9 protein-coding genes are annotated in these 12,384 nt (G+C 68.6%); 6 read left to right on the top strand and 3 right to left on the bottom strand.

Features of this window, described 5'->3' with window-relative positions; all coding sequences use genetic code 11:
• Nucleotides 1-13: 13 nt before the first annotated feature.
• From GH664_RS03965 to GH664_RS03990, 6 genes are all read left to right on the top strand, one after another.
• Nucleotides 14-2,155, top strand: a complete 2,142-nt coding sequence (locus tag GH664_RS03965) for a M1 family metallopeptidase (RefSeq protein ID WP_228111372.1) — start codon at nucleotides 14-16, stop codon at nucleotides 2,153-2,155.
• 49 nt (nucleotides 2,156-2,204) lie between these two features.
• Nucleotides 2,205-3,158 (top strand): DUF808 domain-containing protein, encoded by a 954-nt coding sequence (locus tag GH664_RS03970; protein WP_153166838.1) that lies wholly within the window; start codon nucleotides 2,205-2,207, stop codon nucleotides 3,156-3,158.
• A gap of 21 nt (nucleotides 3,159-3,179) precedes the next feature.
• Nucleotides 3,180-5,099: a bifunctional tRNA (5-methylaminomethyl-2-thiouridine)(34)-methyltransferase MnmD/FAD-dependent 5-carboxymethylaminomethyl-2-thiouridine(34) oxidoreductase MnmC gene (mnmC, locus tag GH664_RS03975; RefSeq protein ID WP_153166839.1), complete on the top strand. Its 1,920-nt coding sequence runs from the start codon at nucleotides 3,180-3,182 to the stop codon at nucleotides 5,097-5,099.
• Between the two features lie 182 nt (nucleotides 5,100-5,281).
• Nucleotides 5,282-6,886 carry a PAS domain-containing protein gene (locus GH664_RS03980; protein ID WP_194270324.1) on the top strand — a complete coding sequence of 535 codons (1,605 nt, stop codon included), beginning with the start codon at nucleotides 5,282-5,284 and terminating at the stop codon, nucleotides 6,884-6,886.
• Complete coding sequence (locus GH664_RS03985) at nucleotides 6,883-7,530, top strand: response regulator transcription factor (RefSeq protein ID WP_153166841.1); 648 nt, start codon at nucleotides 6,883-6,885, stop codon at nucleotides 7,528-7,530. The genes GH664_RS03980 and GH664_RS03985 overlap by 4 nt, the downstream gene beginning before the upstream one ends.
• Before the next feature lie 162 nt (nucleotides 7,531-7,692).
• Nucleotides 7,693-8,133: a phasin family protein gene (locus GH664_RS03990; protein ID WP_153166842.1), complete on the top strand. Its 441-nt coding sequence runs from the start codon at nucleotides 7,693-7,695 to the stop codon at nucleotides 8,131-8,133.
• A gap of 141 nt (nucleotides 8,134-8,274) precedes the next feature.
• On the opposite strand, the gene gltX is transcribed toward GH664_RS03990, so the two are convergent.
• The 3 genes from gltX to GH664_RS04005 form a co-directional block, all read right to left on the bottom strand.
• Nucleotides 8,275-9,687 (bottom strand): glutamate--tRNA ligase, encoded by a 1,413-nt coding sequence (gene gltX, locus GH664_RS03995; RefSeq protein ID WP_153166843.1) that lies wholly within the window; start codon nucleotides 9,685-9,687, stop codon nucleotides 8,275-8,277.
• 93 nt (nucleotides 9,688-9,780) lie between these two features.
• A complete protein-coding gene (locus tag GH664_RS04000; RefSeq protein ID WP_153166844.1) occupies nucleotides 9,781-11,796 on the bottom strand; it encodes a sigma-54-dependent Fis family transcriptional regulator in 2,016 nt (671 codons plus the stop codon).
• Nucleotides 11,797-11,996: 200 nt separating this feature from the next.
• Nucleotides 11,997-12,377, bottom strand: coding sequence for a DUF779 domain-containing protein (locus GH664_RS04005; protein WP_153166845.1), 381 nt, complete (start codon nucleotides 12,375-12,377; stop codon nucleotides 11,997-11,999).
• Between the last annotated feature and the right edge of the window lie 7 nt (nucleotides 12,378-12,384).

Raw genomic sequence — 12,384 nt, forward strand, 5'->3', positions numbered from 1 at the left:
GGTGCTCCAGCCCATGCGCCGCGCCGCCACGGCGGCCGCCCCCCTGGCGGCGATTGCCGACGCCAGCATGTGGATGTCGGCCCTGCTCGCCCCAATGGCCGTCGCCATCACGGCCTTCGTGCTGATCGTCGCCTTGCCGGGCGCTGCGCGCGCCCAGGCCGCCGCCCCGGCGCTGCAACTGGACGTCACACTGGACCCCGCCACGCGCCGGCTGGACGTCGTCGCCGATGTCCGTCCGCAAATCGCTCCGCCGGCCCGCGATTTCGATTTCGCGCTGCATCCTTCCCTGCGTATCGAATCGGCATCCAGCGCCGGGGAATCCATCCCCGTCACCGCCACCACGCGGCGGCATGGCCTGCAGGGCTGGCGCGTGCCCCTCGCCGGAAGCGCTCCGGTGCGTCTCGTCTACGGCGGCGTGTTGCCGCCGCTGGCCGCGAGGCTGGACCACCGCGAGGTGCTGCAGGCGCTGCCGCCGATGAGCGCCCCGGAAGGCAGCTTCCTGTCCGCCGGCAGCGGCTGGTACCCGCAGCCTGCCGAACGCTTCGCCTACCGCGTGCGAGTGTCCGTGCCTGCCGGACAGCGCGCGGTGGTTCCGGGGCGCCTCGAACAAGAAACCGCGCCAGCCGACGGCACGGGGCGCTATCGCGCAAGCTTCGACTTTCCGCACCCGGCCGATGGCGTGGACCTCATGGCCGGCCCGTGGCAGGTCCGCGAACGACTGATGCCGCGTGGCGCAGGCGAGCCAATCCGGCTGCGCACCTACTTCCCGGCCACCCTCGATGCAGCGCCAGGCCTGGCGGATGGCTATCTCACGGACAGCGCGCGTTACCTCGAGCGCTACGCGCGCCTCATCGGCCCGTATCCGTACTCGGAATTCTCGGTGGTGGCCAGCCCGCTCCCCACCGGCTTCGGCATGGCCACGCTGACCTACCTCGGCGCCGACATCCTGCCCCTGCCCTTCATCCGCGCCACCTCGCTCGGCCACGAGATCCTGCACAACTGGTGGGGCAATGGCGTGTTCGTCGACTACGCACGCGGCAACTGGTCGGAAGGGCTCACCACCTTCATGGCGGACTACGCCTTCAAGGAAGACGATTCGCCCGCCGCCGCCCGCGAGATGCGGCTCGGCTGGCTGCGCGACTTCGCTGCCCTGCCGCGCGACGGTCAGCCGACGCTGCGCGATTTCCGCGCCCGGACCCACGGCAGCGAGGCTGCCATCGGCTACGGCAAGGCGGCGATGCTCTTCGTCATGCTGCGCGATACCATCGGCGCGGACGCCTTCGCGCGCGGCGTCGCCCTGTTCTGGCAGCACCAGCGCTTTCGCACGGCGAGCTGGGACGCGCTGCAGGCCGCCTTCGAGCAGGCGTCCGGTCGCTCGCTGCAGGCCTTCTTCGCGCAATGGCTGGAGCGCGCCGGCGCACCGCAGGTGCGCATCGTCCGCGCCACGTCCGCAAGTGCCACTGGCCCACACAGAATTCGCCTGCTCGTGACGATCGAGCAGGCTGGCCCGGCGTACGCCCTGCGCTTGCCGCTGGAGATCGCGCACGCGTCCCGCTCCGAACTGCGCTGGGTGGACCTCGCCGGCCCACGCACCGACGTGGAGCTGGTGCTCGACAGCCCGCCCGCCGGCGTGCGCCTGGACCCTGACATGCGCGTCTGGCGCACGCTGGATGCCTCACAACTGCCGCCCATCCTGCGGCAATGGATCGTCGCACCGGCGCCGCGGCTGACCATCTTGTCGGACGATGCCGCGTTTCGCGGCGCGGCGGTCGATGCCGCACGGAGCCTGTTTGAACGACCCGCCACCCTCATCCCGCCAGGCGAGGCGCGTGCGGGCACGGCACCGGTGCTCGTCGTCGGCCGGCCGGCGGACGTAGACGCGGCGCTCGCGCGCATCGGGGCACCGTCCCGGCCGTCGGAAGTGGCCGCCCGCGGCAGCGCGCAGGTGTGGACGACGGCCGTGGCGGACGGGGTGCCACTGGCGGTGATCTCCGCCGTCGATGCCGACGCCTTGCGCGCCCTTGCGCGCCCCCTGCCGCATTACGGCGCGCAGAGCTGGCTGGTCTTCGACGGCCGGCGCGCGATTGCACGCGGAGTGTGGCCGGCGCCGGGAACGCTGCTGCAGGTGCAGTCAGGTACCACGCCGACGCGCTAACATAGCGCGCCGCGCCGCCCCGGCGCTCCACCCGCAACAAGGTATCCCAATGGCCGGAGCCAGCCTGCTCGCCCTCATCGACGACATCGCCAGCATCCTCGATGATGTTGCCGTGCTCACCAAGGTCGCCGCCAAGAAGACCGCCGGCGTGCTCGGCGACGACCTCGCCCTCAACGCGCAGCAGGTCGCCGGCGTGAAAGCGGAGCGGGAATTGCCGGTGGTGTGGGCGGTGGCGAAAGGTTCGATGCGCAACAAGGCCATCCTGGTGCCTGCCGCCTTGCTGATCAGCGCGCTGGCGCCATGGGCAGTGGTGCCGCTGCTGATGCTGGGTGGCGCCTTCCTGTGCTTCGAGGGCTTCGAGAAGCTCGCGCACCGCTTCCTGCACGGCAAGGACGAGGATGATGCCGAACATGCCCGCCTGGTCGAGGCAGTGAGCGATCCGGCCATAGACCTGGTGGCCCTCGAAAAGGACAAGGTCGCAGGCGCGGTGCGTACCGATTTCATCCTGTCGGCCGAGATCATCGCGATCACGCTCGGCACGGTCGCCGACAAGGCCTTCATGACCCAGGTCACCGTGCTGAGCGGCGTCGCGATCATCATGACCATCGGCGTCTATGGCCTGGTGGCCGGCATCGTCAAGCTCGATGACGCCGGGCTGCACCTCAGCCGCGCCCGGGGTGACGCATGGGCCGATTTTCAGCGCCGGCTCGGGCACGCCATCCTGGCAGCGGCGCCGTGGTTGATGAAGGCACTGGCGGTGGCGGGCACCGCCGCCATGTTCCTGGTCGGCGGCGGCATCCTGACCCACGGGGTGGGCGTGATGCACCACTGGATCCAGGGCGTGGCCGAAGATGCCGGCACCCTGCCCGCCGTCGGCACCATTGCCGAGGCGCTGACGCCCGCCCTGCTCAATGCCGGCATCGGCATCGTGGCGGGCGCACTGATCCTCGCCGTGGTGAGCCTGGTCCGCCGCCTGCTGCCCGGCCGCTCCGCCGCGCATTGAGAGCCCCTTCCCTCCCGCACCATGCCAATTACTCCGGCCCGCCTTGCCTACGCCGCCGACGGCACCCCGTATTCCGAGATTTTTGACGACGTCTATCACTCCAGCGACGGCGGGCTTGGGCAGGCACACCACGTCTTCCTTGCCGGCAACGAGCTGCCGCAGCGCTGGGCGGGTCGCGAGCGCTTCGTCGTGCTCGAAACCGGCTTCGGCCTGGGCCTGAACTTTCTCGCCACCTGGGACGCCTGGCGACGCGACGCGCAGCGCTGCGCGCGGCTGCACTACGTGTCCTTCGAACTGCATCCCTTCACCGTCGATGACCTTGCGCGGCTGCACGCGCGCTGGCCCGAATTCGCGGCGCTGGCATCGGAACTGCGTGCCGCCTGGCCGCCGCAGACGCCCGGCGCACACCGGCTGCATCTCGATGAAGGCCGGGTCACCCTCACGCTCTGGTTCGGCGATGCGCGCGACGGGCTTGCACAACTGGACGTCCATGCCGACGCGCTTTATCTGGACGGCTTCTCGCCGGCACGCAATCCGGACCTGTGGTCGGCGCGTGTGTTCCACCTGCTCGCTCGACGCAGCGCAGCGGGCGCCACCCTGGCGACCTGGTCGGTGGCCGGCGAAGTGCGTGAGGGCTTGCGCCGCGCCGGCTTCGAGATTGGCAAGGCGCCGGGCTTCGGCGGCAAGCGGCAGATGCTGCGCGGCCGGCGCAGCGGCGCAGCGGAAATCGACGCCAGCCCCGCGCCATCGGCGCAGGTGCGCCACGCGCTGGTGATCGGTGCCGGACTCGCCGGCAGCGCAGTGGCCGAGCGGCTGGCGGCGCGCGGCTGGCGCGTGGATGTGGTGGATGCGGCGGCGACGGCCGGACAGGGTGCATCCGGCAACCACGCCGGCGTGCTGCGTCCGTTGCCCAGCCTGGACGACAACCGCATGGGCCGCCTGACACGCGCCGGCACGCTGTACGGCTGGCGGCACATCGCCCGGCTGCAGGCGCAGGGCCTGGCGGTGCGTGCCGAACGCTGCGGCGTATTGCATCTGGCGCGCGATGCGACACAACTGGCCAAGATGCAGGCAGTGGTGGAGCGGCTGGCACAGCCAGCCTCGCATCTTCGCTTCGTCGATGTCGCGCAGGCCTCCGCGCTTGCTGGCTGGCCGCTGCCACAGGGCGGCTGGTGGTTCGGCGACAGCGGCTGGGTGCAGCCACCCAGCCTGTGCGCGGCCAACCTCGCCGCCCATCCGGCACTCATCCGCACCCATTTCGGACGCCGCGTCGCGCGCCTGCAACGCGCGGACGAGGGCTGGACGGCCATCGACGACCATGGCGTGGCGATCGCACGGGCGCCGGTCACCATCCTCGCTGCCGGCAGCCTGATCCGTGGTTTTCCCGAGGCCGCCGCGCTGCCGGTGGTGAGCGCGCGCGGCCAGGTGGCCCTGCTGCCGGCCACCGAGGGCAGTGCGCCGCGGGTCGTCGTCTGCCGCGGCGGCTATGTCAGCCCGGCGGTGGATGGCCTGCGCTGCGCCGGGGCGAGTTTTGATGTGGACGACGACGATCCCGAACTGCGCACGGCCGACCACGCGGCCAATCTGGCCAGGCTGGAGGCGATCCTGCCGGGCTACACCGCCTCCCTGCCGGACCATGGCATGCAGGGCCGCGTCGGCTTCCGTCCAGCCTCGCCCGATCGCCTGCCCATGGTGGGTGCGGTGCCTGTGCCGGCGCCGGTCGCGGATGCCATGCCGCTGGCCGACATCCCACGCCAGCCCGGGCTGTATGCGGTCTCCGGCTATGGCGCCCGCGGCCTGGTATGGTCGGCGCTGCTGGCGGAAATGCTCGCCGCGCGTCTGCACGGCGACCCGTCGCCGCTCGAGCAGGAACTGGCGGACGCGGTGGATCCGGCGCGCTATCTGCTTCGCCCGGCGGCCCGCATCCGCGCCGAGAATTGAAAGACGGTGCGCTCTCCAGCCGCCCGCGCCGCGCGGCGCGCAGTCGAGAGGTGTTCGCGTTTGAACTAGAATCAGTTCATAAGCCTAGCAACGGCGGACAATGCCGTTGCCGATTGGCATGAAGAATTCGCGCGTGGACGCGCTCCAGACGCCTGCGCGAGGATTCAGCAAACGAGATGACCATGAAGGACGAAAGCCCGTCGGACCCGTCGAGCTGCTGTGTGAGAGCAATCAACCTGGATGCGTGGCAGTTCCTGAAGCTGCCCAATCTCGCCGAGCCGGATGGCATCGGCACGCTCGACATCGCCGAATGTTTCCGCCTGAAGGAGAAGCTCTGGCACAAGGCGCGACTGCTGAGCGACGCGCATCGCCTCGCGCGGCTTGGCCATTGGGAATACCTTGTCGATGACGGAAGGATGATCTGGTCACTGGAGATCGCCGAGCTCCTCGGTTTCCAGGCTGAGGATCGGATGCCTTCGCCGTCGCAACGTGCCGGCATGCACACAGCCGAAAGCTGGAGACGATTCGATGCCGCGCTGGAACGGACGATCACCACCGGTGAGCCTTTCCAGCTCGATGTAGAAATCAGACGCCGGGATGGCGAACACTGCTGGTTCATGGTGCAGGGTGAGGCCGAGCGCGACGATGCCGGCCGTGTCGTCAAGGTGATCGGGATCGCGCAGGACATCACCGAACACAAGACCATCGAGGCCGCCTTGCGCGCCAGCGAACGACGCCTGGAGGAAGCGCAGACGCTGTGCCAGGTCGGCAGTTGGGAGCTCGACCGCGACAGCGCGCAGATGAAATGGTCGCGCGAAGTCTTCCGCCTGTTCGACCGCCCGGAATCGCTGGGCGTGCCCGATCTGAACGAGGCGATGTGCTACTACACGCCCGAATCGCTGGAACAGACGCGCAGCGCCTTCTGGCGCGCAATCGATACCGGTGAGCGCTGCACGCTGGAGCAGGAGGTGCGCCTGCCCTCCGGTGCGATCCGCCATCACGCGACGGTGATCGTGCCGGTTGCCGATTCCAGCGGCCGCACCTGCAAGCTGTTCGGCACGGTGCAGGACATCACCGAGCGCAGGGTGCTGGAGCTGGAACGCAGCAAGCAGCTCGGCCATGTCGCCGAATTGTCGCGACGCCTGGTGATGGTGCAGGAGCGCGAGCGGCGCAGGCTCGCCAGCGAGCTGCACGAGCGCGCGAGCCCCAACCTGGCCGCCCTGCAACTGACCTTCTCCAACCTCGCCAGCGCCTTGCCGCCCGACGTGCTGGCCGAGGTCGAACCCCTGCTGGACGACATTCGCGGCCTGCTGGCCGACACCACTGCCGGCATCCGCGAGATCTCGACCGAGATGCGCCCTGCCACGCTGGACCACGCCGGCCTGCTGCCCGCACTGCAGGACTACACCTACCTGTTCAGCCAGCGCAGCGGCATCGAGGTCGAGCTCGCCATCGACGACTTCGGTGTGCCCTTGGCGCCGGAGCTGCAATCAGTGCTGTTCCGCATCGTGCAGGAGGCGCTGACCAACTGCGCCAAGCATGCCTCCGCCGGCTGTGTTCGCGTCAGCCTCGCACAGGACGGCAATGCGCTCGAGCTGCGCATCGCTGACGACGGCATCGGCTTCGAACCCTCGATGCTGACCGAGCCGGGTAGCGCGGTGGGACTCGGGCTGATCACCATGCGCGAGCGCGCCGAGTTCGTCGGTGGCCGCTTCAGCTTGTCGTCGCACCCGGGCAAGGGCACCGAGATCCGCATTTCCTTCGATCTGCACGAGGATGCGCCATGATGGTCCGACTCATCCTCGCCGACGATCACCAGATGTTCCGCCACGCCCTGCGCGCGCTCCTGGAAAAGGACAAACGCATGACCGTTGTCGCCGAGGCGAGCAGCGGCGATGAATTGCTCGACATCGTGCGCCAAGTGCAGGCCGACGTCGTCTGCATCGATATCGGCATGCCGGGCATGAACGGCATCGAGGCGACCCGCCGGCTGCTCGCCATCCAGCCCGGCATCAAGGTCATCGGCCTGTCGGCGTTCTCGGACCGCCAGTTCGTGATGGACATGCTGAACGCCGGGGCCACCGGCTACGTGACCAAGGCCGAAGCCGGCGACGAGCTGATCCGGGCCATCCAGACCGTCCGCAGGGGCCGCAGCTACCTCTGCCCCGACGTGGCGGCGACGGTGACCAGCGCGCTGATGGAGAACATGCAGATGGCGACCGCCGCGCCGCGCATCTCGGCCCGCGAGCGGCAGGTGCTGCAACTGATCGCCGAGGGTCACACCTCGGTACGGATTGCCGAGCGATTGCACGTGGCGGCCTCCACCGTCGAGGTGCATCGGCGCAACATCATGCGCAAGCTGGACCTGCACAGCGTCGCCGATCTCACCCGCTACGCCATCCGCAACGGCATCACCTCAGTGTCGAACTGAGCCTTCCCGCTGCCGCTCGACGGCCACGCCCCTCGACCATCCCTACCGGTATATGGGTAGTCCGAACACACCGTCCGCGGTATTTGCGGACGCCCCATGCTCGCTTAGCATGGGCGCCATTCAAGAAATCTATCTTTCTCACCCGGTAATCGAGGCCGCGCCATGAATTCCCTGCCCTCCGTCCAGCAAATCACCGACACCGCCAACACCAGCATCCAGCATTTCGTCGCGCTCGCGGACATCGTGCTGAACGCTTCCGAGCAACTCATGGGCCTGAACATCGAAGCCGCCCGCAGCGCCTGCGAGTTCGCCTCGACCAATGTGGCTCCGCTGACCGGCGAGGACATCAAGGACCAGCTCTCCAACCGCGTCACCGCGAGCGGCGAAGGCTTCGAGAAGGCCGCCAGCTACCTGCGCAGCGTCAACGAGATCTGCGCCAGGACGCAAGCCGACGTCGCCGAAGTCAACGCACGCCACGCAAGCGAATACGCCCAGTCGGTGCAGTCGCTGCTCGACACCGTCACCAAGCTCGCCCCCGCCGGCGCCTTCGATTTCTCGTCGGCCGCGAAGGCTGGCAAGACGCCGGCGCGCAAGTCCGCCTGAAGCGGTCGACTGAAGATTCAGGAGTGAAGGAGACGGACGCGCCGGGATCCTGAGCGATACCTTGCCGCCATAACAAATGGACAAAAGCCCCTCACGGGGCTTTTGTCTTTTCCGCCCCCCACTGTGCAAGGGGCGCTGCGCTCACAGATGGCGTGCCAGGCGTGCCAGCACGCGTTCGCGGCCGAGCACTTCGAGCACCGCGTCGATCGCCGGCGTCTGCGGCACCCCCAGCACCGCGACCCGCAGCGGAATCGCCACCTGCGGCATCTTCAACCCGTGCTCCGCCATGGTGTCCTTGATCGCCTGCGACAGCGCCGCCTTGTCCCAGCTCGCTTGCTCCAGCCGCGCGCGCAGACTGGACAGGGCCGCCTTGGCGGTTTCGGTCAGGTGCTGGGCGATCACTTCCGGCGCCGGATGTACGTCGGCGCAAAACAGTTCGGCCGCATCGGCCAGCTCGTTGAGGTTGCTCGCACGATCCTTGTAGAGGGCGACGACCGCTTCGAGCGCCGGCCCGGCCTCCGGATTGACCTCGCGATGCGCCAGCCGGCTGGCGACGTCCGCGGCCAGCCAGGCGTTGTCGGTCTTCCTGATGTACTGCGCGTTGAGCCAGTTCAGCTTCTCGGTGTTGAACTGCGCCGCAGACGGTGTGATGTGGTCGAGGTCGAACCACTCCACGAACTGCTCGCGGCTGAAGATCTCGTCGTCGCCGTGGCTCCAGCCCAGGCGCGCGAGGTAGTTCACCACCGCCTCGGGCAGGTAGCCTTCCTCGTGGTATTGCATCACGCTGACCGCACCGTGGCGCTTGGACAGCTTGGTGCCGTCGTCGCCGAGGATCATCGACAGGTGCGCGTACATCGGCACGTCGGCACCGAGTGCGCGCAGGACGTTGATCTGCCGCGGCGTGTTGTTCACATGATCGTCGCCGCGGATGACATGGCTGATTTCCATGTCCCAGTCGTCCACCACCACGCAGAAGTTGTAGGTCGGCGTGCCGTCGGCGCGGGCGATGATGAAGTCGTCGAGCTCGGCGTTGGCGATCTCGATGCGCCCCTTGACCAGGTCGTCCCACGCCACCACGCCCTCGGTCGGGTTGCGGAAGCGCACCACCGGCTGCACACCGGCAGGAACGGGCGACAGCGTCTTGCCAGGCTCGGGGCGCCAGCGCCCGTCGTAACGCGGCTTCTCGCCGCGTGCGCGCTGCGCCTCGCGGATCTGCTCGAGCTCTTCGGACGACATGTAGCAGTGGTAGGCGGTGCCCGCCGCCAGCATCTGCTGGATCACTTCCTTGTAGCGATCCATGCGGCGCATCTGGTAGAACGGGCCTTCGTCCTCCTTGAGACCGAGCCAGTTCATGCCGTCGATGATGGCCTGCACCGCCTCCGGGGTGGAGCGGGCCACGTCGGTATCCTCGATGCGCAGGATGAAGGTGCCACCATGACGGCGGGCGTAAGCCCACGAGAACAGGGCCGTGCGCGCACCGCCGATATGCAGGTAGCCGGTGGGGCTGGGCGCGAAGCGGGTGCGGACGGGACGTGATGCGGTGCTGGCGGACATGGGGAATTCTGCGTCTTGCTTGGGAAAGGCGCGATTCTAAGCGATCGGCCGCCCCGAAGCTAAACGCGGCGCTCCATGCCCGGGCTCCGCATCTCAGAACTTGTAGCCCAGCTTGCGATACAGCGTGTTGCGGCTGATGCCAAGCTGCCGCGCTGCTGCTGACACGTTGCCGTCCACCTCGTCCAGCGCGCGCTGGATCACGTCGGCCTGAAACTCCTTCAGCTTGCGCCCACGCCGCGGCGCCGCCGCGGGCTCAGCCGGGGCCGGCAGCGGTGCCGCAGGCGCGGACCGCTTGTCATGCACCGACACGTCGCTGCTGAAGATCTCCTCGGGCAGGTGGTGGGGGCGGATCTCGTCCTCGTCGTCATCGAGCAGCGCCAGCGCCACGCGCAGCACGTTCTGCAACTGGCGGATGTTGCCCGGCCAGGGGTAGCTCTCGATGAAGTGCATCACGTCCTCGCCCACCTGCACACTGCCCGGCGCTCGATCGGTCGCTTCCTCCTCGATCAGTTTCATGACGATGCAGCGGATGTCGGTGCGCTCGCGCAGCGGCGGCAGATGCACGGTCAGGCCATTGACGCGGTAGTAGAGATCTTCGCGGAAACGCCCGGACTTCACCTCCTCGCTCAGCACCCGGTGCGTGGCGCAGACGAGGGCGATGTCCACCGGCACCGCTTCGCTCGCGCCGATCGGCAGCACGCGGCGCTCCTGCAACACGCGCAGCAGCCGCGCCTGCATCGCCAGCGGCATGTCGCCGATCTCGTCGAGAAACAGCGTGCCGCCATGCGCCTGCTGGATGCGCCCCACCGCGCCTTCGCGGCGTGCACCGGTGAATGCACCGCCGGTGTAGCCGAACAGTTCGGACTCGATCAGGTTTTCCGGAATCGCCGCGCAGTTGAGCGCCACGAACGGCCCGGCAGCACGCGGGCCGCTGTTGTGGCAGGCCTGTGCGAACAACTCCTTGCCCACCCCGGACTCGCCCTGGACCAGCAGCGGGATGTTCTTGCCCACTACCTTGCCGGCGCGGTCGAGCGCGAACTGCAACGTGGCGTCGCCGGTGGACAGGCTGTCGAGCGTGATCGTGCCGGGTTTGGCCGCCTTGCGCGCGGGCTCGCCGGCGCTGCGGCGCGACGAACGCGGCGCGCTGCGCACCGGACTCGCGGCCGCGTACCACGCCAGGCTCACCCGCGGCCGCGCAAACACGGCACCGCCGGCGCGCAGCTCGAGTTCCAGCAATCCCACAGGGTCGCGCGCCGCGCGATCCATCGCTGCGCCGAAGGAATTGCGGAACAGGTTGGCGAAGCCGCCGAAGCCGCCACGGTGCGCATCGGCAATGCCCAGCAGCGTGCGTGCCTGGCGGTCCACACCGACGATCTCGCCGTCCGCCGACACCGCCAGCAGACCCTCCTGCAGCCCACCCACCCCTTCCGGGCGCGGATGGAAGGCAAACAGCACATGGCGCGCGTGCTCGCTCTCGAACAGGCTGCGCTCGAGCAGCCGTACGCCGACCCGCGCCAAGCCCAGGGTGTGCGGCTGATAGCTGCGGTGATCGCCGGAGATGTCGAGCACGCCGAGCATCTCGCCGCGCGGATCGAAGATGGGCGCGGCGCTGCAGGTCAGGATGTTGTTGCGCTCGAGGTAGTGCTCCCCGCCGAAGATCTCGACCGGCCGGCGCTCGACCAGCGCCGAGCCCACCGCATTGGTGCCGCGCTGGCGCTCGCTCCAGTCGGCGCCGGGCTGCAGCGCAACGCGGCCGGCACGATCGACGAAGGTCGGGTCGCCCAGCGCATGCAGGATGAGCCCCTCGGCGTCCGACAGCACCACCATGCTGCCCGACGAGCGGATCTGTTCGAACAGATGTTCCATCACGCCGCTGGCGTGGCTCAGCAGCAGGCCGCTGCGCTCGCGCGCCACGGAAAATTCGCTGCGGCTGACATTGTCGAGGCGTCCCGAGGCGCGCTCGTCCAGGCCATCGCGCCGGCAACGGCGCCACGAGCGGATCACCGGCTCGGGCAGGCCCTTGTCCGGCACCTCGCCCATCTCGAAAAACTTCCTCCGCAGCATGGCAAGCTCCGCCGCCTGCTCGCTGCGCGCGAGGGTCTGACCCATCTTCTCGTCTCCAACTCCGGTGGGCGTGCTCTTTTTTTGCACGTCAAGCACTGCCCCCCTGCCCTCTGGGCGCTCCTCGGGACCGGATTGTTCCATCAATGTCGCATCCGGCTTCTTGTTGGTATTAAAGCAAAACGCCTGCCATCCATACAGGGGAATTCGAGGCGTCATGAGCGCAGCCCGGTTGGCATAGGAGATGACTATCGCCCAGCGGCGCGATCTTCCTCCTCCACCTCCGCCATCTCGGCGTCCTCGAACAGCCGCGAGCGGGTGAGGAAGGCCTTGCCGGTGTTGCCTTCCAGCGAAAAGGTGCCGCCGTGGCCTTCGACCACGTCGATGATCAACTGGGTGTGCTTCCAGTACTGGTACTGGGAGGCGCTGATGTAGAAGGGCACGCCGCCGATCTCGCCCAGACGCACGTCATAGGCTCCGATCGTCAGGTCGCTGGGCAGGTAGCAGTTGGCGGCGCTGTTGTCGCAGCAGCCGCCGGACTGATGGAAGAGCAGAGCGGGACCGTGTTGCGCCTTCAAGGACTCGATCAGTTCGAGCGCAGCCGGCGTGGCGATGACGCGTTGCACCATTGCTTTC

This window comes from Thauera sp. 2A1, from assembly GCF_009469595.2.
Taxonomy (GTDB): domain Bacteria; phylum Pseudomonadota; class Gammaproteobacteria; order Burkholderiales; family Rhodocyclaceae; genus Thauera.

Coding starts and splice junctions, on each gene's coding strand:
- GH664_RS03985 (WP_153166841.1), top strand. CDS start 6,883: ATGATGGTCCGACTCATCCTCGCCGACGATCACCAGATGTTCCGCCAC.
- GH664_RS04000 (WP_153166844.1), bottom strand. CDS start 11,796: ATGGGTCAGACCCTCGCGCGCAGCGAGCAGGCGGCGGAGCTTGCCATG.
- GH664_RS04005 (WP_153166845.1), bottom strand. CDS start 12,377: ATGGTGCAACGCGTCATCGCCACGCCGGCTGCGCTCGAACTGATCGAG.
- GH664_RS03990 (WP_153166842.1), top strand. CDS start 7,693: ATGAATTCCCTGCCCTCCGTCCAGCAAATCACCGACACCGCCAACACC.
- GH664_RS03970 (WP_153166838.1), top strand. CDS start 2,205: ATGGCCGGAGCCAGCCTGCTCGCCCTCATCGACGACATCGCCAGCATC.
- GH664_RS03980 (WP_194270324.1), top strand. CDS start 5,282: ATGAAGGACGAAAGCCCGTCGGACCCGTCGAGCTGCTGTGTGAGAGCA.
- GH664_RS03965 (WP_228111372.1), top strand. CDS start 14: ATGCGCCGCGCCGCCACGGCGGCCGCCCCCCTGGCGGCGATTGCCGAC.
- gltX (WP_153166843.1), bottom strand. CDS start 9,687: ATGTCCGCCAGCACCGCATCACGTCCCGTCCGCACCCGCTTCGCGCCC.
- mnmC (WP_153166839.1), top strand. CDS start 3,180: ATGCCAATTACTCCGGCCCGCCTTGCCTACGCCGCCGACGGCACCCCG.